The following is a 26769-nucleotide window of genomic DNA, read 5'->3' as shown; positions in this document are numbered from 1 at the left end:
GCAATTTGACCACTCAAAAAACACATTAAAAAAGCAATAAAACAACAACGCAAAAGCCTAATTCTCAACGTCTCTGGGAAACCTATACCCCCTTATTTATACTACCAATGGTCGTGGTTTGTTGTTGCTCTCCAGCTACCCCTATCCCCCTATAAAAAGCACTTACAAGGGTTCTGTAAAGTCTTTGTCTGTTTTGGGGTTCATGTAGACTTTCGTCTGTTAGGTGCTATCATTAGAAAATTTGGCAGAGGTTTTGATATTTGTCGACTTAGGGCTTTTCGAAGAACTAATTTTCATGGAACTTGTTTTTTGTGGCATTTATCACATTCATAATCTGTGAATGCTTCGCTGAGTCCATATTGAGGCTTTTCAAGGGGTTCAGTAAATCCTGCTTTACCTTCAGGGTAAAGTTTTCCTTTTCCACAAAATGGGCAAGTTTCGCCTGTTCTATCTTTTACAATATCCATTTGTTTTACCTGAAATTTAATTCATGTGAAGGGCTATTTAAAACACGCGAGGAATGGTATTTCATAAGAGGGGAGGGATAGTTAAAGTGAAGTTGTTTATCCGCTACCCTTTCTCTCGATGGGTCACAAATTTTTTAGCATGCTTTTGGCTTGAAAAAGCATCAATAGCACCTAACCCCCTATAGGTTTGTACATAGAACCTCTAATAGACTACAAATATGCCCGCAAAAACATAGACCCCCCTATAGGTTTCTGCATAGGTTGAATATTAGGATACAAATATAGTCGCTATTCGTTTAGTCTTAAAACAGCCGCAACTTGGAAATGTTTTCTTCTTAGACGACAGCATATTTAATCAGCATGTATTCATAATTCTTATTTAGAATCCAAAAGTTACTTTATTCACGAGCCGTTTGTTAACTAGAAAGTGTACTGAATGGCTATTGGAAGTAAGAACCAAGGAAGCCCAGCTAAGGGATTAAAGGTTAAAAGGCAGGAAAACGGGCAACCAAACGTGTTCCAAGAACCAGTATTTAGGCTTGCTGTCAACTTATCTTTAGACGGGATAATTCTCACAAATTTAGATGGCTTCATTTCTTATGTTAACGAAGCCGTTTTGAAAATCTATGGGAGTGATGATAAAAACGATTTGTTGGGGAAGCATGTTCTGGACTTCCTTGCTGAGAAAGACCGCCAGAAGGCAATGCGCATCTCAATTGAATGTCTGACTACAGGAGAAGGGAAATTTGACGAATTCACTGTCTTAACAAAAAAAGGGTTTGAAGTACCTGTAGAGATAACAAAAGCCATCATAAAGATGAATCTGGCGAAAGAATCGGGTTCATCGACATCATTAGAAACATATCTGAACGAAAGAAAATTGAAGAGAGGCTAAAAAATAGTGAAGAAAAATATCGTTTGCTTTTTGAGAACCTTTTAAAGGGTTTGCATACTGTAAAATGATTTTTAAAGACGAGCAACCCGTTGATTTTATTTATCTTGAAGCTAATGATGCCATTGAACGATTATCTGGAATTAAAAAGTCTGAAATTGTTGGCAAGAGCGCTAGTACAGCAACCCCAGAACTAATAAAGAAACATCCAGAGCTTTTCCAGATATGCAGTCAAGTTGCCCTCACAGGAAAGAGCCAAACGTTCGAGTTAATGTACAATTCGGATAGGTGGTTCTCGTGTTATGTTTTCAGCCCAAAAAAAGAGCATTTTGCATTCATAATCGAAAATATTACTGAAAAAAAGGAACTGGAAAAGAAGTTAGAACGCTCAGCCGTGGAATTGGACTCATTGCTTTCGGAAAGGACAAAGCAACTTGAAGAGGCGCACAAGCAACTTCTAAAATCTGAGAGGTTAGCGGCTATTGGTGAATTAGCAGGGATGATTGGGCATGATTTACGTAATCCACTTACATCCATGAAGAATGCTGTGTATTTGCTAAGGAAAAGGCAAGCTACCTTGGATGAAACAGGTAATGAAATGCTTGCTATACTGGATAAGTCAATTGAGTATTCAAATAAAATAGTTGAGGATTTGCTTGATTACAGCCGTGAATTGCGCTTGGAGCTTGAGGAATATTCTCCGAAATCTTTAATTGACTATTTGAGATTGTCGATTAAACCCCCCGAAGGAATAGTCATCTCAGTTAACGTTCAAAGTTTACCATTGATGCTAGTTGACGCAGCAAAGATTCAGCGAGTATTTACTAATCTTATAATGAACGCCTTTGAAGCGATGCCGCATGGTGGAACGCTTGAGATAAGCAGCCGTGCAAACGGAGATAATGTTGATTTTATGTTTAAAGATTCTGGGAAGGGTATGTCTGATGAGGTTATGTCAAAACTTTTTACGCCGCTCTTCACCACTAAAGCTCAAGGTATGGGTTTTGGGTTGTCTATATGTAAACGTATCGTTGAGGCACATGGCGGCAAAATTACTGTAACTAGCACCCTAAATAAAGGAACAACGTTTACCGTTACATTACCAAGTGGTAAGTTGTAAGTTAACCAATATTGCTTAGTGGCTGAGTAAGAAAAAGATAGGGATTGCTTATTGGCCAAAGACAGCTTTGATTCCTGCAATGTCTCCCGGTTCAAGGTCTCTTTTTTGGATGTCTCCTTCCCATGATATTCCATACATTGTTAGAGTATTCTTTGATGTGTCGTATATGTCGGCTAGATTAAAGAAGTGTCCTATTTCATGTGTTGCAATGTTTTGTAAATCCATTATTGACGGATTAATAGAGGCGTCTCCCCACTGAAAATCTGTATTGAACAGTATATCACATTCGAGTATTTCCTTAGTAACTCGGCTGTACCAATAGGAAGCCATTGCAATAACGTTGCTATCTGAATAGTCTGCAAAGAATACAGCGTTTTCCCCATTTAATTCGACTTTCGCTGTGCCTGTACCTATTACGACTGGATTGTTGTAATCTAATAGCAGGTTTACTGATGTTGCATCATCCCACGTTTGAGCGGCTGACGCGATTGCGTTTGTTATGAATTTTACTTCAAGCCCATCATAGGATGCGTATACTGTGAAGGTAACTGGTATGTCTGTTTTGGCTTTGTTTATGGATAGTTTGTAATCTGGGCTGTTTGGGACCGGTTTTCCTGGTGGTGATTGTGGTTTAGCGTTTTTTTCTCCAAGCCTGATTTCTTGTGTTACTTGAATTATATCTGATTCTGTTTTTAACAGGACAAAAGGCGTTGCAGCAGCTATTATAGTTACAATTAACAATATCGCGAAAATTTTGTTTAGGTGCTTCATAGTTTACTTCTATTCAGAACAGGTGGCTAATAAATTTTTATTAATGATTGAAAAACACTAAAATGAAGCAGGAACTTGAACATTATTTCACCAATGTCCCTTTGCTGTCTATTTCTTGGCGCTTGTTTCTTTCAAGCTACTCATACAGCTTTTTTCCTCAGGCAAAAAATTACTATGCTGTCTTGGTTGAGCCTTCTAAACGCATTTTTTTATTGATTTTTTTTAAAAAAAAAAGAGAGGTTTGTTAGCGTAGCTTATTTTGGTATGATGTTATGGTCGTTTCTTGAGCTGTATCACGACGATTAGGCCTACTATTGCTATTGAGATGATTATTGCGATTGTTGAGATGGCGAAGTACATTTCAGTTGGAGGCAAATTAACTTCAGGGTATGGGGATGCGGTCGGTTCTGGGTCAACCGTGAACGCGGTTACAGCATGCGAAGGCCAATATGATTTAGTACCGCTAAATGATGCATAAAGTGTGAATTGACCGGGAATGTCTGGTGCCCATGAGAACCTGAAGAATCCGTCCTCGTCAGTTGTAGCGGTTCCGATTTCTCGATAGTTATTGTTGGAGTCAATGACGCTTAAGGTGACTGTTACTCCTTCAATGTCTGTTGGGCGTGGGAACTGCTTATATACATATAGCATCCACGCGCTCATGCTCTCATCAGATACTGCTGCGACTCCATTTGGAAAGCGCGCCATCACTGAGGAATCTTTTGTGCCAGCAGATACGTCAGTCACAGTGCCCTTGATCATTACCGACTTTCCAAGGGTAATAGATACATCTGGTGCATTGATAGTTGTTGCACTCGGACCCTTGCCTATAGCATAGACGCGTTGGTCATATGTATCCATAGTTGCTATTATGCTGTCACCGATTACAGCGCGTCCACCCCAATCCGTTTGTCGGAACGCACCAGCAATTGACCAAACTTCTTCACCGGTTTCTGCATCAAGACAAATGAAAGGAGCACCGCGAGGCAAAGGATTAACAGGTGAGTGCTCAGTCTGACCTAGGTAAAGCTTCCCATCAGCAAAGAACAGCGGTCGGATAGACCAATCATTTGACCATAGAACCTCATTTAACGGGTCGCGGTAACTGTAATTCCATAGAAGCGCACCTGTCTTGGCATTGTAACAATAAACGTTTCCGCTCATGCCAACTGAGTAGTATTTTCCATAAGCGAAGGCTGTATGCATGCCAAAAATGTCAAGATACTTTTGCGGCGCAGTTGGACCCCAAATTTTTTCTCCTGTATCCATGTTAAAGCCGTAGTGTGTTCTTTCTTCTTTTGCCCATAGAGTGAAAACTCTATCTTCTGAACTTGAAGCAGCAAAGCTTAATGTTAAATCTGCGTGTGGCCGCGTCCAGTTTTTGTTATATAGCAAGGTGCCTTCTTGTCCTGGTTTGAGGTTTATTGCCCATATTGAGACAGGGTCATTTCCTACGAAAGTAAATCCGCCAGCATTGGTACCTACAAGAATGTCTTCGAGAAAAGTGGTCATTGTTGGGAAGGTTCCAGTGGCACTTCCAGGCAAGTTTCTTGGTATAGTTTTGTTCCATACGTAGCCGTTTTGACCGTCGAAGGTCTTTTGAATATTAGCAGCAGAGCCCCAGCTGCCCTCGGAAGCGATAACTTTGGTTGAGTTCCATAAAGCAATCCAGCCTTGGGCCAAGTTGACGTCGTATATGCAGATTTCACCGTTTGGACCGTATAATCTGTTGCCTTTAGGCACATTGCTTATGCTGTAAGCCCATTCACCAGTAAATGGATCATAAGCATTCCAAGTATGTTTTACAGTGAAGGTTGCGAAATCCATGCTTTCAACTATCTCCCAAAGATATGAGAAGACGCCGTGGTAGTTGTATGAGTCCCAATAGAGTGTTTGGCCAAAGGTTAATCGAGTGTTATTTCTGAACCATAATTCGTTACCAGTGCGCAGATCAACAGCTACAATTCCCTGCTGGTTCCACATTGATGGTACAAAGAAGTATGGCAGAATCGACCGATATGTGTACCTGTTGTAATAGAGAATCCCATTGATAATTACCGCGCTTCCTCCGCCCCATTCTGCGCTTTCCCAATCACCAAATTTGCCTTCATATGCATCTCCACTTTCAAATGAATGCTCCCCAAGTGACCCTCCAGCTAATCCTCCTGTTGTGAGCGGTTTTGCCCACAGGATATGCGCGGTCTCTGGGGCGTTATCATTGTAAGGTGCGACTAAATTAGTTGGGTAGGCAAGCCAGTTTGCTGAAATTGTTGCCCACTCCCTTAACTGCGCATCTATTGGGCGGCTCCAGTATTCTGTCGGGAGAGGAATACCAGACCAAACCTGTTGAGGCTCAGCAGTTACTATAAGGTCTATTATCTCGCTGTCACTTGCTTGGTACAAAACGGTTTTGCCGCCGAGTTCAGGGTTGAAAACTGGAGGCATTGTCCAAGTGTAATTTTGTGCTGGAAAGTGAGTCTGCAGTTTGTATGTACCCTGCGTTTCGGGGATGTATACGGTTCCTGTGCCACCTGTCGAGTCAGTTTTGAATGGACCCAAAGTTTCGGTGGTTCCATCTGGTTTAGTCACGGTCACCGTCAAACCTGTCCAGCCGTCTGTTACGATTTCCAAGCTGTCTGTGATTCCAACGTGAATCAAAGTCTCTTGACCGACACCTACCGGATTTGGTGTAGCACCTATGTAAGCATAAGTCCTTTTTGTGATGAAATTTTGAGAACTGACAATGGGCAGAGATGTTGCAATAATAGTCAGCATCAGAAGCAAAATAATCGTTTTAGAAATTGAAGTTATTTTTATCAATTTCAATTTTTTTCCCTATTTTCTAGTCTATCGATAGCATATTTAAGATTTTTGAAATATGATAAAATTTTCTGATAAAATCAATTTATTAAGAGGTAAAATTGTTTTTTTGTCAGAAAATAATGCTAAAAATAAAACGGAAACTATTTAAATTAGACTTCAGAAAACATCAAGTCAGGTTTGCATAACGAAAAAAATCGATAACATCGACGTCAAAATAATCAAAGAATTACTAAAAGACGGCAGAAAAAATTTTAGCGAAATTGCAGAAGCATTAGAAATATCAGATAGCATGATATGGAAACGATTTAAAGAACTCGAAGACGCTGGCATAATTGTTGGTTCATCTATTCAACTGTATTACCCCAGCATAGGGTATAACATAGTTGGCAACATTACATTCAAGATCGAACCGCATCTAGCAGATCGAACCGTAAAGTATGTACAAAAAATGCCGAATATCCATTCCGCTTGGCTGACAGTTGGAAAATCGCAGGTAAATGCAGTCGCAACAATGGAGCAAATAGAAGGATTAGAAAATTTAAAAGAAAGGATTAGAAAAATTCCTTCAGTCTCAGACATAAGAACCTACATCTGGATTGGTATAAGAAATATTAGAGAAAACTTGGCAATAGTTCCGACGAAGAAAATGCCGAGCAAAGATAATGTAGAAAAAAACGGTTATGTAACACTATATAAATCAGAGGGAACTAAACAGGTTGACCAAACTGATAGATGCATAATTGAAAAACTTTCAGCCGATGGTCGAGTTTCTTTTAGAAAACTGGCTAAGGAAATTGGGGTTTCAACAGATACTATTGCAAGAAGATACAGAAAACTAAAGGAAAAAGGCATAGTTAAGGTCTCAATTCAGCTTGATACAGCAAAACTTGGGTACCACGGTTTAGCCACTTTTTATTTGGCATTTGGGTCTCAAAGCGATGTGATTTCAGTGGTAGAAAAAATTTGCACAATCCCAGACATAGTTTTAATTGTTCAGACCAGTGGCAATTTTGACTTATTAGTAGAAGCCATGATAAAAGATGTTGATCAATTATTATCAATTCAAGACCAGCTTACAGACATGCCTGGCGTTACAAAGACTGAAATGCATATTATTAGACCTATTCCAATATTTCCCGTTTTCCGCGAGTACATATCAACATTCTAGAAAAATGTATTATTAGCCGTCGAGCTATAATGTCATAGTCGAGGTGTATACCTCATAAACAAACTGCCCTTCTGCATACGAACAAGCAATCGTCAGATAAAGGTGGGAATGAAAAACAGGATTTTTTGATTGAGCTCTGTTTTGTTTTTGGTTCAGGTAGCGTATCAAAAGTGTATTGTTTAGTTTTTTTAACATCAACCATTGTCTTGTCTCTAAGTTGCTGCTTTTTCATCACTATGACTTAAGCGGTTGCTCAAAATAAAAGGTATATGGCTAAAATTCTCAAAGGGGCGAGAGAGGCTTAACCGATTTGGAGGCTTGCCTCTTCTTAGATACGAGAGCAAAGATTGAAACAACAATTATTGAAAGCACAAGAACGAAAGACGAAAGTTCTGGAATGATTGGGGCATCAGGGTTTGGCGAAGTCAAAAAAGGAACAAAGGTAACTGTGCCTAACGTAAAATCGTTGTCGAAATCATAAATTGTCTGGTTAATTGTTTGTGTGTCTGTTGTTCCCCACCAGTTGTAGGTAGCATTAATGTCCGAACTACTGTATGACGATGGAGGCTCAAATTTCAAAAATACGTTATATTGATTGTTTAGGAAATTATTGTAAGTTATTATAGGATTTAATTGTCCGTTTATTTGTAAGGCATGAGAATTATTTGAGAACGTATTGTTTACTAAAACTGCCTTCGAATTATGCTCCCACCAAGCATCATAATGACCAAGTTCGATACCGGTAGTATTGTTAACCAAAAGGTTATTTTGAATTGTTATATTTGTGTCATAGGAATGAATCCCAATAATTGAACCATAAATAACATTACCGCAGATTGAACCGTAACCACCACCTGTGCCAATTCCAAAATCACAATTTATATTGTTATTGCAGATGGTCGCGTTACAAAAGTCAAGTTCTATACCGTAACCATTTGTGTGAATTGTACAATTGGAGATAACAGGCGATGTTGTTGATGATACCCCGTATGGGAGACCAAACGATGTGACTTGAATGGCAGTTGCGCTTCCTGCAAAGATGGTGTTGTTATTAATTTTTGGTTCTGCATTATTTATTTGAATTGCTGGAGTTGGACCCCATGTCGAGGTAATTATTGCATTTTCCATTATTGAGCCTGATCGAGTTTGTTCATTCCATGGCGTGCTGCCAGCCACAAATTGAATTGCTGATTGACTATCTGATGAACCGCTTATGACGAAATTAATTTTTTTATCTGATGAACCTCTAGCATCTAAAGTTCCGTTTATTCTCAAAAAGTAGCCGTTAAAATTGACTGTTACGCCAGGTTGAATTGTTAATGTTACATTGTTAACTAAAACATTTCCTGTAAAGGTGTATGGGCTATTGACTTCTGTCCAAGTCGTATCTGCGGCAATTATCCCCGATACATTTGTTCCACCTTGAGACTTGGCAACATTTATGGTGCTAAGAACTGTGATTATTAGTAAAAAAAATAAGTAAAAATGAAAAGGTATGTTTACTTCTCATAGTTCAATTCCAGCTATGGTTTTATTATTTAAAAAACTTATATATTTTTACTATTAACAAGGGTTAAAGCTTTAACAAGTAAATAATTTAGTTGCTTAGCGTTTTATTATCTGCACAGCAGGGCTTTCTTTGTTGGCGCTTATCTTTTTCTGAATCACAGAAAGCAACCGCGTGTCGGTTTCATAGCCGATGCTGTTGCGCTCGTTTTGCATGGCAATCTTTGTCGTTGTCCCTGAGCCAAGAAACGGGTCTAGAACTGTGTCCCCTTTGATGCTAAACATTTTGATTAGGCGCACCGCGATTTCTTCGGGGTACGCGGCGGTTCTGCGTTCCAGTTCGCTTGCGGTTTGCCGTATGCCTTTAAACGCCCAGATTTGGCTAAACCACTCATTCCTCTGAGCCTTGGTGAAGGCGCTCTCGTAGCGGAGTGCGTCTTTGGGTTGGAATTTACGAAGTTTCCCTTTCCTGAAGAGCAGGATGAATTCGCAGTCGAGTGTGACATAGGCGTTTGGCGGCAAGAACCCTGAGCCCAAGAATGCGCCTTTGCCCTTGTAGGTGGGTTTGGTCGTGGGTTTCTTCCACAAAATATAGGGCAGGGTCGTGAAGCCGATTTTATCACACTCTTCCATAATACGCGCGTGGTTTGGAAAAAGCTGGAATTTGCCGTTAACTGTGCGTGTGGCATCGCCGATGTTTATGGCTGCTATGCCCCCGTCGCATAGGACTCGGTGGGTTTCTCTCCAAACCGTCGCCAAGTTCTCATGCATAGCATCATAGATTTGCCGCACAACCGCTTCGTTGCCGTCAGCCTTTAGCTTCTGCCACAGCTCCGCAATTTTTGGGTCAGTTTTGCAGAAGAGTTCGTCCCACATTTGTATCATGGGGTAAGGCGGCGAAGTCACCATCAACTGCACACTGCCGTCGGCTAGTTCAGTCATGTGTTGGCTGTTGCCTAAGATTATTTTGTGCTGGGTTAACATGCGCTCCTACAGTAATCATCTGGCTTTGCGTTTTAACCTTTTTGCGGTTTTCTGCGTTAACTTGATTTGTATTAAGCACCGTGGTAACCTACCCCCTATAGGTTTCTGCATAGATATCCTAATAGCATTCAAATATGAAGATACGGTAATGCACCAAAAAAGAGCTAAAACCTTAGCCTCTACGCAACCTTTTCCCGCTAACCCTCAAAAAAGCATAAAACTAACGGGCAAAACTCAAAATAACCCATCCGCAACCTATCATAAAAGAGGCAACAAACCTTGACCACGCAACAAGTTACATGGGACTTAACCGAACTTTTCTCCTGCGCAACCGACCCAAAAATCAACCAAGCCATCGCACAAGCCACAGCCATGACGGACGCGTTCGAGAAGGCGTACCGTGAAAAAATTGCCCAGCTAACACCCGAAGGCTTGCTACGGTGCCTGCAAGAGGTAGAAACTTTTGAGGCAAAGTTTAAGGACATTACACTGTTTTCTAGCCTCTGCTTCTCAGCAAACATGACCCTGCCAGAAACGCAGGCACTAAACGATAGGATAAACAAGCTGGAAGCCAAAATCGGCAAACAACTAGCCTTCTTCTCGCTGGAACTGGGCAAACTGGTAAAAGCTAAACCTGAACTCATCCAAGAGCCCGTTTTGGCGAATTACAAGCACATGTTAGAGCGCGTGCACCGCCGAGTCGAACATCAACTCAGCGAAGTCGAAGAGCAACTTATCATTGAGAAAGACCAGTTCGGCGTCAACGCGTGGGAAGAACTGCAAAGCAAATGGCTAAACACACGCCTCTTTGAAGTCACAGTTCTGGGCGAAAAAAAGACGCTCAGCTACGGAGAAGCAAACGGACTTTTGCCCCACCCCGACCGTGCCACACGCGAATCCGCCAACCGCGCCATCTACGGAGTACTAGGCAAAGACGGCGAAATCTTCTCAAGCGCCCTGCGAAGCATATGCAACGACTGGGTAACCGTATCAAAACGCAGAAAATACCAATCGCCCATGGAAGCCAGCCTAATCAGCAACGACACCCAACAAAACATAATCAACAACCTCTTAAAAACCATCCAAGAAAACACAAACACATACCAGCACTACCTAAAACTCAAAGCCAAACTCATGAACCTCCCCGTGCTCGGCAACCACGACATAGTAGCCCCACTGCCAAACACGCCAGAACTCAAATTCACCTTCCAACAAGCACAGGAATTAGTCACAGAAGCCTACAGTCGCTTTGACACACAGTACGCAAACGCAACACAGGAAATCTTCCAAAAACGCCGCATCCACGCAACGCCGTGTTTTGGCAAACGCAACGGAGCATTCTGCGCATGCTACTACAACGGTAAATCCGCCTTCATCCTGCAAAGCTTCAACGGCACACTAAACGACACCTTCACGCTGGCACACGAGTTGGGACACGCCACGCATGACTGGTACGCGTCAAGAAGCCAAACACTCCTAAACATGAGCGTCCCCTCCATCGTGGCAGAAACCGCCTCAATCTTTGGCGAACTCCTCCTAACTGACCTGCTCTTGGAACAGGCAAAAACGCAGGCGGAAAAAAGAGCTGTCCTCTGCCATGTCCTAGACGAAGCAGGCATAACCACATTTCAAGTCACCGCACGCGTATGGTTCGAACAATCACTCTACAACGCAATCGAAAACGAAGAGTTCCTCGATTACCAAACAATCTGCAACCACTGGACAACCGCCCGCGACCGCATCTACGGAGACGCCGTCACATGGCTCCCAGAAATGCAAGCCGAATGGACCATGAAACCCCACTACTTTATGGCGAACTACCGCTTCTACAATTACCCCTACGTCTACGCCCAAATGTTCGTCTACGCGCTGTATGAACACTATCAACAGGAAGGCAAAACGTTTGTGCCCAAACTAAAACAAGCCCTCAGCGCAGGCAGCAGCACCTCACCGTTGGGCATTGCAAAAATCGTCGGCTTAAACGTTGAGGAACCAAGCTTCTGGAACAGCGGCATAAAATTCCTAAAACACCTAGTAGCGGATTTAGAAAAAACCCTCTAGCCACGGCAAATCATTAATAAGAAGGAAAAACGAAAAGTCTGTAGCCTAAAGCGTGTGCTACGGTAACCAAGCCAGGTCAAAGGTGAAGGACTCAAGATCGACGCTTTGACAAATGGCGCCTGATGGGAAATCCTTTCCCGCAGGGGTTCGCAGGTTCGAATCCTGCCCGTAGCACCAACATAATATAGACAAAGCATTTAGGGAAATTTTAATACCGTACATAGGTCTATTGTAACTATCAAGAATGGTGATTGGATGGTTGAAGCAGTTTTCACCGACGAAGATAAGAAAAACCTCAAAGTTATAGCTGAGGAACTGCCAAAGCTCCGCACAGTCGTTGAAGAACTTATGGAAACACTTGATGTTCTGAGCGACGAGAAAATGATGAAAAGCATTGACAGAAGCCGCAAAGACCTCAAAGAAGGCAAAGTGTTAAGCTTTAAAGAAATGCTCCAAGAGCTGAGCATTGATGAAAAAGAGCTTTGAACTAATCTTCACTAAGGAATTCGTAAAGAATCTCAAGCAGTTTGATAGGCAGACGCAAATTCGAATACTAAAAGAACGCAAGATTTTAGAAAACAAGCCACATGCTGGTAAACAGTTAGTGGGGCGTTTAAGCGACCTTAAATCCTTTCGCGTGGGCGATTACAGAATTATCTACCAAGTTTCTGATCAAACCGTCATCATCAGAACCGTTGGTCACCGCAAAAAAGTCTACGATAAATAAAGCAGTAATCCTTTCCTGCAGGGGTTCGCAGGTTCGAATCCTGCCCGTAGCACCCACTTAACATAAGCAAAACAGTCAGGGAAATTTTAAAACCTTACATAGATTTATTGTAACCATTATTCGTTTTTCCTAAATAAAATTAAATCTACACTTTTATTTACGGATAACTATATTTCAATTGAGCACTATGGCAGACAAAAACAAAGATGTTGAATACCCCGAAGAAGTCAAGGAAGCTATTGACGAAATCGGCGGATTAGACCGCATAAAAAAAGCTATCAATTCTGAGGAAATCAACCAAGAGGTCAAACTGTACAGAATTCTTTCAGACAAAACAAGACTAACAATTCTAAAAGCCATCCGTCAATGTGACTTATGTCCATGCGTCATAAAAGTCCTAATGAAAATCTCTGATTCTAGGCTCTCTTATCATCTTATGGTTCTAGAAGAAGCAGGTCTGATAAGCTCTTATAAAAAGAAGAACTGGAAAATATACAAGATAACAGAAAAAGGTAGCTCGATATAGAGCCTTACTGCTGTTTCTTGCGTGATTCCTCAAACTTATTTTTGGTAGTGAGCAGTCTTAAAGCATTTCCGATTACTAGCAAAGCACTGATTTCATTTAGCAATAAGCCCGTAACGAGACCTAAGTAGCCTAGTAGAGCAGCGGCAACCATAAAGGCGATGTTTATCAGTGAAACAGCAATGTTTTCTTTGATATTATTTACAGTTTTTGAACTTAGGTCTCGAACGTAGTTTAATTTTGAAAGGTCATCAGACATTAGCACAATGTCGCCTGCTTCAATGGCAACGTCTGTTCCGGCTGCACCCATTGCTATGCCAACATTAGACACAGCCATTGCAGGGGCATCGTTTACTCCGTCACCAACCATTGCCACTGAACCGTATTTTTCTTTTAGTTCTTTGATGACTCTAACCTTGTCTTCTGGAAGTAGCTGGGCATAGTATTCATCTACGCCTGCTTGAGCGGCGATTGCTTTTGCGGCTCTTTCGTTATCACCTGTTAGCATTACCGTTCGGGTTCCTTGCTCACGCATGATATTTAGGCTTTCTTTGGCACCAGGTCTTAGAGCATCTGCAATCGCTATTATGCCTAATAGCTTGCCATCTTGGCCTACGAGTATTGTGGTTTTTCCTTGGTTCTCAAGTTGGGCGATTTTATCTTGGTATTCCTGGATTGATATTTCGTTTTCTTGCACGAAGCGGGCGTTGCCAGCAAAACATTGAGCTCCCTCGACCTTGGCTTTAACGCCTTTTCCAGCGACATCCGTAAAGTCTTCTAAGTTGGCTTCGACTGCTATGCCATTTTCCTTGGCCTTTCTTACAATCGCATTTGCCAGTGGGTGACTTGATCTGCATTCGATGCCTGAGGCAAGCTTTAACAGGTCCCTATCAGATTGGCTGCCGATACTGATAACATCAGTGACTTCGGGCCTACCGATGGTTAGTGTGCCCGTTTTGTCAAAGGCGATTACTTTGACTTTTTTTGCTGCCTCAAAATAGGCGCCTCCCTTAAACACGACCCCTCTTCTAGCGGCATTAGCCATTGCTGCTACAACAGCAACTGGTACCGACAGCGCTAATCCGCACGAACAAGAAACGACAAACACAACCAAGCCTCTAAGGATAAAAGGCATCCATTCAGCCCCAAAAAATAAAGGTGGAATTACAGCGACCAAAATGCCCAGTACAAACATGGCTGGTGTATAAGTGTTTGAGAATTTGTCAGAGAAGCGTTGGAAGGAGATTTTCTTTGCCTGAGCTTCTTCAACTGAGTAGATAATTTTTGATAACATGGTTTCGTCGGCAGATTTGTCGACGCGTACTTCGATGAAGCTGTTCTGATTAATCGTTCCAGCAAAAACCATGTCTCCGACATTTTTCGACACTGGGAAGGATTCTCCTGTTACTGTAGATTGATCTACAAATGAGGAACCGTTCTGGACTGTTCCATCTACGGGGATTCTTTCGCCGGGTTTTACAATGACTATGTCTCCGGGATTGATTTCTTCGACAGGAAGCAGTTTTTCTTTGCCATCCTTTCGGACAAGTGCTTGTTTTGGCGCTAAATTCATGAGTGAACGGATGGCACCTCTTGCTTTATCGACGGCATATGATTCAAGAACGTCTCCTAATGAGTAAACAAAGATTAGAATGGCTGCTTCAGCCCACATACCCAGTACTAGGGCACCGATGGAACCGATCAGCATCAGAAGGTGTATAGTTGCTGTTAGGTTCATCAGGGCGATTAATGCTTTTCTTGCGGGGTAGTATATGCCGATTAGCACTGCGATTATGTATCCAATGAAAGTGTACTCTTGTGGAACTATTGTTAATCCAAGGAGGTAGGTTGCAATGGAGGTGATTCCGCATCCTATGAGAGCTAGTTGTTGTTTTTCTTTCCACCAAGCGCTGAATTTGCTTTTGGAACGGATAATTTGGGCTTTCATGCCTGTTTCTGAGATTGATCGTATGATGTCTTGGAGATTGATTATGGTTGTGTCGTATGTGAAGTTGATTTGTTGGGTTGAAGTGTCGATATTAAGGTCGCTTATTCCTGACAAGGCATTTAGTTTTCGTTCTATTATTTGGGCTTCTTTCTGGTCTTCCATTCCTTCTATTCGGATTTTGGCGGTTTCCATTTTTTCCCTTGCTCCACAGAACCTATTTCAAATTGTATTGAAATACCCTTTAGAGCAACTATAAATACATTACCGCCTAAAACCTGCAAAAGATATTTAAGCAAAGCCAAGTATTTCAAAGAGCATTGAAATAGATTGAGGAGAAAAACAATGGAAACCCCAAGTAAAGACCAAGAAGTAACTTTCAAACTCGAAGGCATGGGTTGCTCTTGCGAAGCAAAAATCGTAGAAAAACGCCTAAAAGCACTAAAAGGAATAAAAACCTACAACATCAATCCAATCTCTAACTGGCTAAAAATAACTTTTGATTCTTCCCTTGTCACAACAGACACTATCAAAAAAGAAATCGGCAAATGCGGAATCACTGCTTCACCAATCAAAAAATAAAACTTGAACCTTTTGCCCTACCCCCAAAGTTCCCTTTATTTGCATCTGTTTTTAATCTAAGAAAAACAGCTGAGTCTTCAAAATTAAGGACAGCTATAGTCAACTTGCTCAGGGGCTACTTCAAAATGCACGGATCACCACCCGCAACAATAGCAGAAGCAAAAAACAACCTTGATGCAATAAAGCTCTATCAGTATCTTCCAAGAATTGCCTACAAAAAATGTGGCGAACAAGGCTGCTTTGCCTTCGCTACCAAACTCTCTTCGGGTGAGAAAATCCCCAAGAGTTTATAACTCTTGCTACACCTGAGAATTCCTCGTTGAAAAATACGCTTCAGGAAATGTTGGCACCTATCAAACTATAGAAAAGAATACAATCGCTGAAGTCCATATCAATTTATTCAGTTTCGAAATGTTAACTACGCTCACTTCACAACATTTATTGACTCTAACCGACAAGTAACTTCCTACGCAAACATCAGGGACGCCAACACATGAAAAAACAAGACAAAGGACCGAGATTTGATGAAGTGCTATTAGAAACAATCGATGAAGTCTTTTGTTCTCTAGGCAACCCGATTAAAAACACCGTGTTTGCGTACCTCAAAAGCCTCAGCATAGAAAAAAGTGAAATCCCAAACCGAATCAGCGATTTTGCCGATGCATTGGACATGATGTTTGGATTAGGCGCGCAAGCTCTTAAAGAGCAAATCCTAAAAAAACTACATAATAAAATAGGTCTCGCTTACCAAGCACCTCAACCAGACAGGTTATCACAAGAATACATCGATTCAATCAAACTCAAACATCAACGAGGCACCAACGTTGAAATCGGCACCATTTTTCCAGAAGAACTCCCGTTATTGACAGACCATTAAATTATCAGTGTCACGACTAAACTGACACGCCGAGTTTCAAGAATAACATGCCAAAAATCGACACCACAGCGCCATAATTGGTCCAAATCGCCACATTCTTGCCCTTCTTTTTGTGCCCAAACTCATCCGAAGATACCTCTTCATCGAAGGCAACAATTAGCTCACGTCTGTCGGATATAATGAAACCTGGAAGACGCTGGCGCTCCACGATTATAAGCCGCTCTTTTGGCCACTTAATTTTTTCAAGAAAATACTGACTTCTCTGAGAAGCAACAGTTACAAAAGTAACCTCAAGCTTGGAACGCAGGTTCTTTAGTTTATCAAAAAAGTTACCGTAGTAAAGCTCCGCAATGTACTCATCGCTAATGAACATTTGTAACTCTTTTTGAGTTTTATCTAAAACCTCGTTTGCCTTAAGAATGATCTGTTGTTCGCCCTCAAGCTTTTGAAAAAGCTCTTTGGTTGTTGCTTGAAGACGCTTTTTAGGAATTGAAGCCCAGAGGTCAACGAGTTCTTCTTTTTGATTTTGAAGCATCTGTATTTTGGTTTTTTGGGTTTCAACAAGTATGTCTATGGCTTGATCGAGGGGCACGGCTGCAAATTTTAGGGGCTTTCCCAAGATAGCGTAAACTAAACCTTTCTTTTCTAAGTGGTGCAGTATACGGTAGGTTTCAGTGCGGTGGATTTTTATCATATTGCATATGTCTTTTGCTCTTTGTGGTTCTGCGTCTGCGAGGCTGAGGTATATTTTGACTTCATTTTTTAGTAAGCCAAAACTTTCAAGGGTTTGCTCGATTGTGGATAGTGTTTCGTCGGTAACGCTTTTTTCGTGAGTTGTTTGTGTGTATCGCTGGTTTCTGTTATTTTGGCAGTTGGGTTTGTGCATTGCGAGTTCCATGTTAGTTCTACCGTTTACGAATCTCTAATTTTGATTTTAGATACTATAGCCTTATGACCGAGTGCTCTTAATTTTGAGGATTTTAGATTCGTAATCCGAATATGAATACCAAATCAGTGCATGAAAAAGGCATACTTTTCATGTTATCTTTTAGTTTTATTCTAATTCCATACTGTAATGGTTACCGATAATGTCATCAAATCGTGTATATTACTACACAATACTTTTATGACTACAGAACCATCTCAGCATTACAAACAGAGGCAAAAAAAATGGGTAGCGTTCTATTAGTAGACGATGCATCGTTCATGCGAGCTGTCCTAAAAAAAATTGTCCTGCAAGGAGGACACGAAGTGATAGCAGAAGCATCAAACGGTGAAGAAGCCATCAATCAATACCAAAACACAAAACCAGACTTAGTCCTCATGGACATAGTCATGCCACCAACACCAAAAGCAAAAGACGGCATTGAAGCACTAAAGCAAATAATAACGACAAACGCAGACGCAAAAGTGGTAATGTGTAGTAGCATGGGGCAACAATCACTCATAACCGAAGCGCTAAAGGCAGGAGCAAAAGACTTCGTAATCAAACCCTTCCAACCACAAAAAGTCATAGAAGTACTCGCCAAATACATCGGTTAAAACGACAACCGAAAGGAAAGCACCAAATTGTCAAGCACAAAAATGTTTTCAACCATTCAAACAAAAAGCAAGCAAAGTGTTTGTGTAACCGAAGACGCTCAGGTTGCAAACAAGGAAGACTTAGAAGAAATTCGTGTTGATATGGCTGAAATGAAAGTTGACAATAGACCAGTACACTTAGTCGCCTGCGTTGGCTCCTGCATAGCTATTTGCATATACGACTCATCAAGCAGAATGGGAGGAATGGCTCACGTAATGCTTCCACAAGCAGACGTTTTCCCTCAAGAAGACTTACCAGCAAAGTTCGCTGACACAGCGGTTCCTGCTCTCACAAAAGCCATCAAAAACTCAAGAACGGATTGTGTGTTGTCAGCCAAAATCGCAGGAGGCGCCAACATGTTCCCTAACATAAGACAACAAAGCTTGGCAATCGGCACAAAAAACATAGAAGCTGTCAAAAACGCACTTCGCTTAAACAAGATACCTCTACTAGGAGAGGATGTTGCAGGAACGCAAGGACGCAAAGTCACTTTTAACGCTACCACAGGACGGGTGATTGTCCGCCTCTTAAACGGAGAAGTAAAACAACTATGAAAACTAATATCCAGAATAAAATTGGGCATATAGAAAGCCAAAGTATAGGGAACACAAGTCACTCAAATGAATCATTAGATTTAGCAATACTTTCAGAGCTAGCAAGCATAGGAGCTGGACACGCTGCAACTGCTCTATCAGACATCCTACAACAACAAGTCTTTATTACTGTGCCTAGAATCCACGATGCCCCAGCACACCTCTTGCCTAAGCTATTTGGATTGCATGAAATGCCTACAACAGCACTCTACATTCGGCTTGCAGTAGGACCCGAATGCGACATACTGGTAATGCTTGAAGCAGAAGAGGCAAGAAAAGTTGCCGCCATGATGACCATGGCACCATCTGTTGATGACCTAGACCCTGTGTTGGAAGCATCAGCAGTTGAGGAGTTAGCCAACATTATAGTAGGTTCTTTTCTTAGTGCAATTTCAGACTTCATATCCATGACGCTGGTTCCGGCACCACCAATTAGGATAGTAGATGCATTTGACGCCATTTTGGACGAACTTCTAGTTAAAAATTCCATGATGTACAAGCGAACCGTAATCTTTGACATCTCCTTTACGACAACAGCGCAAATCTCAAAATGCATGATGCTGTTCTTCCCCAGCCCCGACCTCGAGAAGCTATTGTTAGAGAAATCAAAGGTCCTAGTTGAAAATGCCCCGTAAAATGTAAAGAAGTGTAAAAATGTTAACTACAAACGCCGATTCACCCGTGGTGGTAACAGCAACTGATGTATTTGAGAAAGCAGCGTTTGAGCGCTTAAAAAAGATGGTTAACGATAAGTTAGGGCTAAATTGTAATGGGTACCGAGAGGAATATGTTCGAAGGAGATTTGATATCCGCCTCAAAGAGACAGGAACCTTAACCTACAGCAAATACGTAAATTACTTAAATAAAAATCCAGGCGAGTTCGATTTACTACTTAAAAATCTAGCTATCAACTATACAACTTTCTTTAGAGACCCAGATGTTTACGCGTTTCTCGAAAAGAACATTTTTCCCACTCTGTTTGTCCAACCAACTGTTAGAATCTGGAGCGCTGGATGCTCAAGCGGACAGGAACCGTATTCTTTGGCGATGTTAGCCCTCAAACTTATTGAACAACGTCAGTATAACTGTAAAGTAACAATCTTTGCATCCGACGTTGACAGGGAAACTTTGGCAGATGCCGTCAGAGGCGTTTACGGCGCCAATAATCTGGAGGGCGTAGAAAGATGGATGATAAGCAAATATTTCCTCAAAGAGGGCAACTTGTTTAGGGTTAAAGACTCCGTGAAAGCACTTGTTAAATTTGGCGTTCACGACTTAATGAAACAATTTGCTTACCAAAACCTTGACTTGGTATTATGCCGCAACGTCATGATTTATTTCTCAAGAGAAGGCCAGCAACACATCCACATGAACATTTTTAATGTTCTAAGACCTGGCGGGTACTTCGTGATGGGAAAAACTGAGTCGCTTAGTGGAGAACCAGCCAAACGGTTCAAGCCCCTAGATATTCAATGCCGAGTACACATTAAACCAGCAAACTAGCTTCTTTTATTGTTTGTACAATCTGCGACTTACACCAAGCGGTTTGTATAACGAGCAACTCACACACGGGATTATAGTTTTTCATTCAAAATAACTGCTAAAAAACACCCCACACCGGAGGAAAAAAAATGAGATTAAACTTGAAAATCAGTAAAAAACTTGTAATAGGCTTTGCAGTAGTTCTGATCTTGACTACGCTAATTTCAGTTATAAGCTACATAAACATGGGTCAATTAGCTACCACTTCAGAACTAGTAGATAACTCAGACCAGATTCAGGTAAAACTTTTGGACGCACGTGGTGAAGAAAAGCGCTATATGTTAACAAGCGATGCAGCATACATAGACACAACTAAAGCAGCAATAAAAGAAGCCAGAGATCTCTGTGCTAAAATAAAAACAATGGCAGTCGATGGAGCAACTATAGCACTTGTTAAGGATGTAGAACAAGGCTTGACCGATTACGAAGCCGCATTCGACGCATTTGTCGCAGCACAGAAAACATGCGATTCTACACTAACAGTGTGGAAAAAAGCTGGTGAAAGCTTCAACACACTGATGACCGCCATAAAGAGCGGCGCAGAGATGGGCAGTGAGGTTTATGTGCAAGCCGATGTAGTCGAAGGCGCAATCGCAGCTATGAGACCTTTAGGCGTATACTACATGAAAGATCCAGGAGAAGCAACATGGGCCGCCGAGATAGCAGCATTAGCCAAAACAGAGGGAGAGATAGCAACGTTGGTAAGCATGACTTCAGGCATGGGACAATTAAGCACTGATGCAAATACATTGCAGACGGACTTTTTAAACTACAAAGCTATGGGCTACAAATATAATGAAGCTGAACAGGCAAAAGCAGAAGCTGACGCCGCAATGACGGAGGCAGGAAATATTGTTTTAGGAAACGCTAACCAAGCAGACAAATACTATGGCGGAGCAGAGCTACTTCGAAATCAGGCAGTAGTAAATGCAGCATCAGTACAAGCAATGTCCAACATAATGGTCATAGGGTTCGCTGTAGCCGCAATCAGCATCAGCATACCAGTCGCATACTTGATTATTCGCTCGTTCCAGAATCCTATCAAAGCATTAATTGAAGACGCGAAAATAATTTCAGAAGGAAACCTTGGCCACACAATGCAGGCAAAAGTTACCAAAGACGAAATAGGAGAAGTCGCAGGCGCATTCAAGAACATGGTCACGGCAATAAGAGACTTAGTTGCAAAAGTCAAAACCAGTGCAGAAACCGTTGCTTCTATGAGTCAAGAAGTAGGTTCTACAGCTCAAGAAGTTAATGCAGGAATGCAACAAGTCACTACAGCCACACAAAATATAGCTCAAGGCGCACAAAAACTGACGAATCTTGCTCAAGAAGTGTCCAAGAACGTAAACACATTATCGAGCGTTTTACAACAAACAGGCGGAACAGCGGCAGAAGGAATGAAATTCGGTGAACAATCAACAGAAATCATGCGGCAAATCCAAAAAGACAGCGGCAAGGCAAGCACATCCATCGAGAACATGCAAAATGTCATGATGAACACAGCCCAAACAGTTGAATCAATGCATGCCTCACTGGCAAAAATAGGCGAACTAGCCAACATGGTCACAGACGTCGCATCTCAAACCGAAATGCTTGCACTCAACGCAGCAATTGAAGCAGCAAGAGCTGGAGAAGCAGGACGCGGTTTTGCAGTAGTCGCAGATGCAGTAAAAGAACTCTCCGACCAGTCAAGTAACGCAGCAAACGAAACGCTAGTGTCAGTGTCTCAGGTCAAAAAGAAAGGCGAAGAAGCACTAGAGGTCTCCAAAAAATCAACTGTAGAAGCAACCGAAGGCGCAGCAACTGTTAAAGCAGCAATAGATGGCACAAAGAGCGTTGCAGAGGCCATAGATAAAATCAACACAATGCTCACTGACGTAGGCAAAGGTGTCGAACAAGGAGTCCTAGCAGTGGAACAAGTTGTTAAAGCAATCGATGAAGTCTCAGCAATCTCTGAAGAATCAGCATCAGCATGCGAAGAAAACTCCTCAGCGATGGAGCAACAAGCAGCAAGCATGAACCAACTCGCACAGACATCAGGCAAACTCTCTGAAGTAGCATCTCAACTGCAGAAAGAAATCGACAAATTCAAGCTCTAAATAGCCACATCCAAGGAGACACAAAAAATGAGTAGCACAAAGGACATTGAAAAACAACAAATAATCATCTTCAAACTCGACGACAAGCACTACGGTGCCAGCATAGAACAAATCCGAGAAATCACCCGCGTGGGTGAAATCTCCCCTTTCCCCGGCGCACCCCCGTATATTTTGGGGGTAACCAACCGCCGGGGACAGGTGACCACCATCGTTGATCTGCGGATAAAACTAGGCATGACACCCAAAGAAATCGACCAACATAGTCGAATGTTGATCATTGAAAACAAATCAAGCGCTAAAGGCATAGTGGTGGATGCAGTAGAAGACGCAGTGATGCTATCAAAATCAGACATTGAAGAAACACCAGCAATCACAAAATCAATGGATGAATCATCAAACTTCATCAAAGGTATCGGCAAAAAAGGTCAACAACTAATAGTAATCCTAGACCTCAAGAAGCTCGCCGCTGATGAGGACGAAAACGTAGAAATGACGATGAACACCGATGTAATAACACAAACAACTCAACAATAAAATCATCTATCCATCTTTTCTTTTTTTAATTACCAGGAGGCGCAAATATGCGTGTGCTCGTAGTTGACGATTCAGCTTTCATGCGAAGAATAATAAGCGACATTCTAGCTACCGACCCACAACTTAATGTTGTTGGCACTTCATGCAATGGTTTAGATGCCCTCGAAGCAATACCCAAGCTTCACCCAGACGTCATAACAATGGATGTTGCAATGCCGAAAATGGACGGTCTAACAGCACTAAGACACATCATGACTGACCATCCAACTCCAGTTATCATGTTAAGCAGTTTAACTAAGGAAGGAGCAGATATAACATTAAAAGCCCTCGAGTACGGCGCCATAGATTACGTCTTAAAACCCTCAGGTTCAATCTCAATTGATTTACCTAAAGTACAAACTGAACTAATAAGCAAAGTCAAAACCGCAGCACATGCAAAACTACTCAGACCTAAAATCAAGCCAGTTCCACCCACCAGTATATCGTCAAAAACTAAGAGTGTAGTTCTTATAGGAGCGTCAACAGGAGGACCTGCAGCATTAGAAAGCATCCTTATTGCGTTACCACAGGAAATTCCACCAATCTTAATCGTTCAACATATGCCGCCAACCTTCACCAAATGCTTTGCTGACAGACTGGCTGGAATCTGCAAGTTTGAAGTGAAAGAGGCAGAAGAAGGGGACTACATAATCAGAAATCGCGTACTTATCGCGCAGGGAGGCTACCACATGACCATAACAAAAGAAGAACGCATCCACCTCAATACAGACCCCCCGATACATGCTGTTCGTCCAGCTGTTGACCCAATGATGCAAACAGCTGCAGAAGTGTTTAGGTCAAAAACTCTGGGGGTAATCCTCACTGGTATGGGGAGAGACGGCGCTAATGGCTTGAGAGCCATAAAACAAAAAGGCGGAACAACAATTGCCCAAGACGAAGAAACATCAACCATATTCGGGATGCCCAAAGCAGCAATAGACGAAGGCGTTGCGGACAAAACGCTACCACTTCAGAGAATACCTCAAGAAATCATGACACAATGCCAAAAATAACAATCAACAGATACAGGGCAATCTAACTATAAACACTGTCTCCTTTTCCTGAATATTACCCAATTTTACTGTACCACCGTTTCTTTCAACAAACCGTTTACAAATAGGAAGCGCCATCCCCAAAAATATATCATTAAACATGTAAAATGGTTTAAAGACGCTATCAAATCTCTCATGGGATATGAACATTCCAGAGCAGTCGAAGAAGACTTCAACAAATTCATCTCTTTCAACCGCCGAGACGGTTAAAATACCGCCTTCACGGTTGAATTGAGCACAGAACTCTATTAATTTACTGAAGGCACAAACAACATCCTGTCTATCCGCTTTTATTAAAGGCAACTCACCTTCGCGCATGTCAATCTTGACGTTTTTTGTCGTGCCAACTGCACTTACAGCATCTTCCAATAACGCTTTAATGTCAAGTGGTTGCAATTTTACTGGTTTATTATCTGTGTATTCTAAAAGAGTTTTGACTGCTTTGTCTGCCCGATTAATCGCGTTATCAACAATTTCCAGTATTTTTGTAGCTGTATCGTAATGACGATAATACTCTTGATTAGCTCCATAATGATATTGTTGAGTGCCCCTTAGTTGCTGCGAAAAATAGTACGTCGCGTTTTTTACAGATTGCATTGGATTTTTAAGATTTTCAGCTACAGCATGTACTAGCATAGTCGTAGTTGCCAACTCTTCTGAAGATTTTTCATGCTGCAATGCTTCTTGCCTTAAATCACGTGCAACCACAAGAAGCGCTGGCTTGTAATTGTATTCTATTATTGCGGTTTTTGGTTCTACAGGTATTAACTCGCCGCTTTCAGCAATAACTGGAATCGTAAGATGCGACATGGACCTTCCAGATAATACCTCAGGGTACGCATTAATAGTCAACTCTTGCGAGGATTTTTCTACTCGTTTTGCAACGAGATGTTCAACCCTTTTACCTATTGTGTCGTCATTAGTATACCCGAATTTTTCCCAGCCCTTCTTGTTTATGAATACAATTTTTCCATCTTGAATAATCAAAATTGGGCTATCGATTTCTTCAAACAAGAGGTTAAACGCCTCAATGCCGACCGTTGCTACAAAGTCTTCATTTTTGGTTTTCACCGTTGATGGAAAAGACTGTTTTTTTGAGCTTACTGTACTTTTTTTAGCTGCTAAACTCTTGTTTTTATCTCTTCCAAGCTCGTGCTTTTGTGCCATAGTGCGTCAAACGCTGTTTTTACTAATTGAACATGATACGGAAGATTAGTCCAAAGGCAACTGCCATCTTCATTAACATTAAACTTTCCCCAAATCACTTCAGCATCGTCAATGAGAACCACATGAAACGGCATTTCATCAATGAAACGTAAATCAACCAATTTAGCTATATCTAAGTTTAAAGTGTCATTTTTTATAGCGGTGTTAATCCAAGAAGAGCAGGGCGCAATTGCAGTCTTATCGACGATTATTCGGACTCGAATTTTTCGCGCAAATAGTTCAGAGATCAAGTAACCAATATTAAGCTGACCAAACTGCAAGATTCCCATAGGCACCATAACATCAATGCTATTTTTTGCCGTGGAGGCAGATTTTTTAAATCGTTCTAACAGTTTTTCTATATCTTGAATGCTCTCTATTGACTTTGTCTCTTTGCTGGAAGATACTTCCAACCGCTTCATGTGGGTAACTAAGATGTCTCTCTTATTGGCCAAGTTGTTTAGCTCTTCAGTCGCTTTCTTGAGTTTTGCTTTCATCAAAATCTCAATGCTATTCTCTGGCGGCATAGCAAAATAAGATACTGGATTCCCTATTTTTTTTGAAACTATCCCCAGCTTCAGCAAATCAGGTAAGACACGGTAAACCTCCTCTCGCCTAATTCCACAAACAGCTGCTATTTTCGATGCAGGGGCAGGTTCAATCGCTACCAACGTAACATAGACCTTTGCCTGATTAGCTGTTAAGCCAAAGCTGATTAGTTGCTCTACCATGTGCTCTAGATAGTGTTTAAACTCGACAGGGTCAATTTTTTTTGAAAGCGAATCGCTTAACCATTTCTTATTTTCTAGAGTGAAATCTATATCTTTGATGCGTTCATCAAGTTTTGTTCGGATGGTTTTTAGTAGGTCTTCAGGGTCAATAGGCTTAACTATGTAAGCGTCAGCACCTAAGGCTAATGCTTGAGTACTAGTGAATTTAGAAGGGTAAGCTGTTATCATAATTTTTATCGTGTCTGAAGCAAAATCGCCTAAGGATTGCAGACGCGCATGGTCTTTTCCTAAAAGTTTAGTTGCCATTATCAAGACATCGAAACGTCTGTTTTTAAGAACAGCTAATGCTTGGTCAACGCTTGATGTAGTAGTAACATCGTAATCTTTTGACTTTAATATAATGGATAACGTTTCACGTGTAAAATCGTCGTCCTCAACCACTAGCACTGACGGTAACAATCTCCCGGTGTTCCCCTTTCAGCAGATTACCCAGCTTATCGGTGTGTCGCTTGCTGCCCAGACACGACATTGGTTGTGTAACTGTAGTGCTACATACACACCACCTTATAAATCAACCCTAGTAATAATGCAAACAGTCACAGGGCAGAGTGAATGAAATGAAACTGCGACACTGCGAAGATTTGAAATCTAGAACAATAAAAAGCTTCGCGGACATCCTAATTCTAAAATATTTGAAAGAGCACTCGCTTAGCAGTGGTTACCAGATTCTCAGGCACTTGCATGAAGAATTTGATGTCCTATTTAGCCCTGGAACAATCTATCACCAAATCTACCTGCTTGAGAGAAAAAACCTCATTAAAGGTGAGGGAGACGATAACGGTAGAATTTACTGTTTAACCGAGGAAGGAGAAAAAAAATTAGTCTCAACTGTGATGGCGAGCAGCCAGATACAAGAATTGGTATCAAATATTTTATCGTAAT

Annotated in this window: 27 protein-coding genes and 1 tRNA gene; 19 read left to right on the top strand and 9 right to left on the bottom strand. The window is 41.5% G+C overall.

Annotated elements, in window-relative coordinates; genetic code table 11:
* Window positions 1–293: 293 nt before the first annotated feature.
* The gene (locus NWE95_08080) at window positions 294–467 is read right to left on the bottom strand and encodes a hypothetical protein (GenBank protein MCW4003852.1); all 174 of its coding nucleotides are present in this window, start codon (window positions 465–467) and stop codon (window positions 294–296) included.
* A 436-nt stretch (window positions 468–903) separates the two neighbouring features.
* On the opposite strand from NWE95_08080, the gene NWE95_08075 reads away from it, so the two are divergent.
* Together NWE95_08075 and NWE95_08070 are read left to right on the top strand one after the other, a co-directional pair.
* The gene (locus tag NWE95_08075) at window positions 904–1362 is read left to right on the top strand and encodes a PAS domain S-box protein (GenBank protein ID MCW4003851.1); all 459 of its coding nucleotides are present in this window, start codon (window positions 904–906) and stop codon (window positions 1360–1362) included.
* Window positions 1363–1426: 64 nt separating this feature from the next.
* Window positions 1427–2479 (top strand): ATP-binding protein, encoded by a 1053-nt coding sequence (locus NWE95_08070; protein ID MCW4003850.1) that lies wholly within the window; start codon window positions 1427–1429, stop codon window positions 2477–2479.
* 48 nt (window positions 2480–2527) lie between these two features.
* Here the strand turns inward: NWE95_08070 and NWE95_08065 are convergent, their stop codons facing one another.
* Together NWE95_08065 and NWE95_08060 are read right to left on the bottom strand one after the other, a co-directional pair.
* The gene (locus NWE95_08065; protein ID MCW4003849.1) at window positions 2528–3250 is read right to left on the bottom strand and encodes a matrixin family metalloprotease; all 723 of its coding nucleotides are present in this window, start codon (window positions 3248–3250) and stop codon (window positions 2528–2530) included.
* A gap of 270 nt (window positions 3251–3520) precedes the next feature.
* Window positions 3521–6076 (bottom strand): hypothetical protein, encoded by a 2556-nt coding sequence (locus tag NWE95_08060; GenBank protein ID MCW4003848.1) that lies wholly within the window; start codon window positions 6074–6076, stop codon window positions 3521–3523.
* Between the two features lie 199 nt (window positions 6077–6275).
* Between NWE95_08060 and NWE95_08055 the strand changes: the two genes are divergently transcribed.
* On the top strand, window positions 6276–7241 hold the full coding sequence (locus NWE95_08055; protein MCW4003847.1) for an Lrp/AsnC family transcriptional regulator: 966 nt from the start codon (window positions 6276–6278) through the stop codon (window positions 7239–7241).
* Window positions 7242–7523: 282 nt separating this feature from the next.
* Here NWE95_08055 and NWE95_08050 read toward each other — a convergent pair whose 3' ends face one another.
* Both NWE95_08050 and NWE95_08045 read right to left on the bottom strand, forming a co-directional pair.
* Window positions 7524–8516 carry a hypothetical protein gene (locus tag NWE95_08050; protein MCW4003846.1) on the bottom strand — a complete coding sequence of 331 codons (993 nt, stop codon included), beginning with the start codon at window positions 8514–8516 and terminating at the stop codon, window positions 7524–7526.
* Between the two features lie 330 nt (window positions 8517–8846).
* Window positions 8847–9731 carry a site-specific DNA-methyltransferase gene (locus NWE95_08045; protein ID MCW4003845.1) on the bottom strand — a complete coding sequence of 295 codons (885 nt, stop codon included), beginning with the start codon at window positions 9729–9731 and terminating at the stop codon, window positions 8847–8849.
* 279 nt (window positions 9732–10010) lie between these two features.
* Here NWE95_08045 and NWE95_08040 point away from each other — a divergent pair, with 279 nt between their 5' ends.
* The 5 genes from NWE95_08040 (at window position 10011) to NWE95_08020 (ending at window position 13045) form a co-directional block, all read left to right on the top strand.
* The gene (locus NWE95_08040) at window positions 10011–11792 is read left to right on the top strand and encodes a M3 family oligoendopeptidase (protein ID MCW4003844.1); all 1782 of its coding nucleotides are present in this window, start codon (window positions 10011–10013) and stop codon (window positions 11790–11792) included.
* A gap of 56 nt (window positions 11793–11848) precedes the next feature.
* Window positions 11849–11969: transfer RNA gene (locus NWE95_08035), tRNA-Leu, on the top strand.
* 78 nt (window positions 11970–12047) lie between these two features.
* Window positions 12048–12278 (top strand): hypothetical protein, encoded by a 231-nt coding sequence (locus NWE95_08030; GenBank protein ID MCW4003843.1) that lies wholly within the window; start codon window positions 12048–12050, stop codon window positions 12276–12278.
* The gene (locus tag NWE95_08025; protein MCW4003842.1) at window positions 12262–12519 is read left to right on the top strand and encodes a type II toxin-antitoxin system RelE/ParE family toxin; all 258 of its coding nucleotides are present in this window, start codon (window positions 12262–12264) and stop codon (window positions 12517–12519) included. Before NWE95_08030 ends, NWE95_08025 begins: the two co-directional genes overlap by 17 nt.
* A 187-nt stretch (window positions 12520–12706) precedes the next feature.
* Entirely contained in the window at window positions 12707–13045 is a 339-nt protein-coding gene (locus tag NWE95_08020; protein ID MCW4003841.1) for a metalloregulator ArsR/SmtB family transcription factor, read from the top strand.
* 4 nt (window positions 13046–13049) lie between these two features.
* Here the strand turns inward: NWE95_08020 and NWE95_08015 are convergent, their stop codons facing one another.
* The gene (locus tag NWE95_08015; GenBank protein MCW4003840.1) at window positions 13050–15182 is read right to left on the bottom strand and encodes a cation-translocating P-type ATPase; all 2133 of its coding nucleotides are present in this window, start codon (window positions 15180–15182) and stop codon (window positions 13050–13052) included.
* A 150-nt stretch (window positions 15183–15332) separates the two neighbouring features.
* On the opposite strand from NWE95_08015, the gene NWE95_08010 reads away from it, so the two are divergent.
* The 3 genes from NWE95_08010 (at window position 15333) to NWE95_08000 (ending at window position 16446) form a co-directional block, all read left to right on the top strand.
* Entirely contained in the window at window positions 15333–15569 is a 237-nt protein-coding gene (locus NWE95_08010; protein MCW4003839.1) for a heavy-metal-associated domain-containing protein, read from the top strand.
* A gap of 125 nt (window positions 15570–15694) precedes the next feature.
* A complete protein-coding gene (locus NWE95_08005) occupies window positions 15695–15862 on the top strand; it encodes a hypothetical protein (protein MCW4003838.1) in 168 nt (55 codons plus the stop codon).
* Between the two features lie 200 nt (window positions 15863–16062).
* A complete protein-coding gene (locus NWE95_08000; GenBank protein ID MCW4003837.1) occupies window positions 16063–16446 on the top strand; it encodes a hypothetical protein in 384 nt (127 codons plus the stop codon).
* Window positions 16447–16462: 16 nt separating this feature from the next.
* On the opposite strand, the gene NWE95_07995 is transcribed toward NWE95_08000, so the two are convergent.
* Complete coding sequence (locus NWE95_07995) at window positions 16463–17344, bottom strand: hypothetical protein (protein ID MCW4003836.1); 882 nt, start codon at window positions 17342–17344, stop codon at window positions 16463–16465.
* A 272-nt stretch (window positions 17345–17616) separates the two neighbouring features.
* Between NWE95_07995 and NWE95_07990 the strand changes: the two genes are divergently transcribed.
* From NWE95_07990 to NWE95_07960, 7 genes are all read left to right on the top strand, one after another.
* The gene (locus NWE95_07990; protein MCW4003835.1) at window positions 17617–17988 is read left to right on the top strand and encodes a response regulator; all 372 of its coding nucleotides are present in this window, start codon (window positions 17617–17619) and stop codon (window positions 17986–17988) included.
* A gap of 27 nt (window positions 17989–18015) precedes the next feature.
* Window positions 18016–18582, top strand: coding sequence for a chemotaxis protein CheD (locus NWE95_07985; GenBank protein MCW4003834.1), 567 nt, complete (start codon window positions 18016–18018; stop codon window positions 18580–18582).
* Window positions 18579–19256 (top strand): chemotaxis protein CheC, encoded by a 678-nt coding sequence (locus NWE95_07980; protein MCW4003833.1) that lies wholly within the window; start codon window positions 18579–18581, stop codon window positions 19254–19256. The genes NWE95_07985 and NWE95_07980 overlap by 4 nt, the downstream gene beginning before the upstream one ends.
* A gap of 19 nt (window positions 19257–19275) precedes the next feature.
* Window positions 19276–20124: a protein-glutamate O-methyltransferase CheR gene (locus tag NWE95_07975; GenBank protein ID MCW4003832.1), complete on the top strand. Its 849-nt coding sequence runs from the start codon at window positions 19276–19278 to the stop codon at window positions 20122–20124.
* A 140-nt stretch (window positions 20125–20264) separates the two neighbouring features.
* Entirely contained in the window at window positions 20265–22265 is a 2001-nt protein-coding gene (locus NWE95_07970) for a methyl-accepting chemotaxis protein (protein MCW4003831.1), read from the top strand.
* A 27-nt stretch (window positions 22266–22292) separates the two neighbouring features.
* Complete coding sequence (locus tag NWE95_07965) at window positions 22293–22799, top strand: chemotaxis protein CheW (protein ID MCW4003830.1); 507 nt, start codon at window positions 22293–22295, stop codon at window positions 22797–22799.
* Window positions 22800–22846: 47 nt separating this feature from the next.
* Window positions 22847–23851: a chemotaxis response regulator protein-glutamate methylesterase gene (locus NWE95_07960; protein MCW4003829.1), complete on the top strand. Its 1005-nt coding sequence runs from the start codon at window positions 22847–22849 to the stop codon at window positions 23849–23851.
* Between the two features lie 3 nt (window positions 23852–23854).
* On the opposite strand, the gene NWE95_07955 is transcribed toward NWE95_07960, so the two are convergent.
* Together NWE95_07955 and NWE95_07950 are read right to left on the bottom strand one after the other, a co-directional pair.
* Entirely contained in the window at window positions 23855–25057 is a 1203-nt protein-coding gene (locus NWE95_07955) for a PAS domain S-box protein (GenBank protein ID MCW4003828.1), read from the bottom strand.
* Window positions 25012–26286: a response regulator gene (locus NWE95_07950; GenBank protein ID MCW4003827.1), complete on the bottom strand. Its 1275-nt coding sequence runs from the start codon at window positions 26284–26286 to the stop codon at window positions 25012–25014. Before NWE95_07950 ends, NWE95_07955 begins: the two co-directional genes overlap by 46 nt.
* A 158-nt stretch (window positions 26287–26444) precedes the next feature.
* On the opposite strand from NWE95_07950, the gene NWE95_07945 reads away from it, so the two are divergent.
* Window positions 26445–26768 carry a PadR family transcriptional regulator gene (locus tag NWE95_07945; GenBank protein MCW4003826.1) on the top strand — a complete coding sequence of 108 codons (324 nt, stop codon included), beginning with the start codon at window positions 26445–26447 and terminating at the stop codon, window positions 26766–26768.
* Window position 26769 lies beyond the last annotated feature (1 nt).

The sequence above is a fragment of the Candidatus Bathyarchaeota archaeon genome, assembly GCA_026014725.1.
GTDB lineage: Archaea > Thermoproteota > Bathyarchaeia > Bathyarchaeales > Bathycorpusculaceae > Bathycorpusculum.
The sequence above is the reverse complement of the archived record's forward strand: the minus strand, read 5'-3'. Positions and strand labels throughout refer to the sequence as shown.

What these genes read in the sequence shown, in the direction of transcription:
- NWE95_07980 (MCW4003833.1), top strand. Translation starts at nt 18,579, where the DNA reads ATGAAAACTAATATCCAGAATAAAATTGGGCATATAGAAAGCCAAAGT.
- NWE95_07990 (MCW4003835.1), top strand. Translation starts at nt 17,617, where the DNA reads ATGGGTAGCGTTCTATTAGTAGACGATGCATCGTTCATGCGAGCTGTC.
- NWE95_08070 (MCW4003850.1), top strand. Translation starts at nt 1,427, where the DNA reads ATGATTTTTAAAGACGAGCAACCCGTTGATTTTATTTATCTTGAAGCT.
- NWE95_07975 (MCW4003832.1), top strand. Translation starts at nt 19,276, where the DNA reads ATGTTAACTACAAACGCCGATTCACCCGTGGTGGTAACAGCAACTGAT.
- NWE95_07955 (MCW4003828.1), bottom strand. Translation starts at nt 25,057, where the DNA reads ATGGCACAAAAGCACGAGCTTGGAAGAGATAAAAACAAGAGTTTAGCA.
- NWE95_08015 (MCW4003840.1), bottom strand. Translation starts at nt 15,182, where the DNA reads ATGGAAACCGCCAAAATCCGAATAGAAGGAATGGAAGACCAGAAAGAA.
- NWE95_08000 (MCW4003837.1), top strand. Translation starts at nt 16,063, where the DNA reads ATGAAAAAACAAGACAAAGGACCGAGATTTGATGAAGTGCTATTAGAA.
- NWE95_08025 (MCW4003842.1), top strand. Translation starts at nt 12,262, where the DNA reads ATGAAAAAGAGCTTTGAACTAATCTTCACTAAGGAATTCGTAAAGAAT.
- NWE95_07960 (MCW4003829.1), top strand. Translation starts at nt 22,847, where the DNA reads ATGCGTGTGCTCGTAGTTGACGATTCAGCTTTCATGCGAAGAATAATA.
- NWE95_08065 (MCW4003849.1), bottom strand. Translation starts at nt 3,250, where the DNA reads ATGAAGCACCTAAACAAAATTTTCGCGATATTGTTAATTGTAACTATA.
- NWE95_08010 (MCW4003839.1), top strand. Translation starts at nt 15,333, where the DNA reads ATGGAAACCCCAAGTAAAGACCAAGAAGTAACTTTCAAACTCGAAGGC.
- NWE95_08045 (MCW4003845.1), bottom strand. Translation starts at nt 9,731, where the DNA reads ATGTTAACCCAGCACAAAATAATCTTAGGCAACAGCCAACACATGACT.
- NWE95_07995 (MCW4003836.1), bottom strand. Translation starts at nt 17,344, where the DNA reads ATGGAACTCGCAATGCACAAACCCAACTGCCAAAATAACAGAAACCAG.
- NWE95_08020 (MCW4003841.1), top strand. Translation starts at nt 12,707, where the DNA reads ATGGCAGACAAAAACAAAGATGTTGAATACCCCGAAGAAGTCAAGGAA.
- NWE95_08005 (MCW4003838.1), top strand. Translation starts at nt 15,695, where the DNA reads ATGCACGGATCACCACCCGCAACAATAGCAGAAGCAAAAAACAACCTT.
- NWE95_08080 (MCW4003852.1), bottom strand. Translation starts at nt 467, where the DNA reads ATGGATATTGTAAAAGATAGAACAGGCGAAACTTGCCCATTTTGTGGA.
- NWE95_07965 (MCW4003830.1), top strand. Translation starts at nt 22,293, where the DNA reads ATGAGTAGCACAAAGGACATTGAAAAACAACAAATAATCATCTTCAAA.
- NWE95_08030 (MCW4003843.1), top strand. Translation starts at nt 12,048, where the DNA reads ATGGTTGAAGCAGTTTTCACCGACGAAGATAAGAAAAACCTCAAAGTT.
- NWE95_08075 (MCW4003851.1), top strand. Translation starts at nt 904, where the DNA reads ATGGCTATTGGAAGTAAGAACCAAGGAAGCCCAGCTAAGGGATTAAAG.
- NWE95_07945 (MCW4003826.1), top strand. Translation starts at nt 26,445, where the DNA reads ATGAAACTGCGACACTGCGAAGATTTGAAATCTAGAACAATAAAAAGC.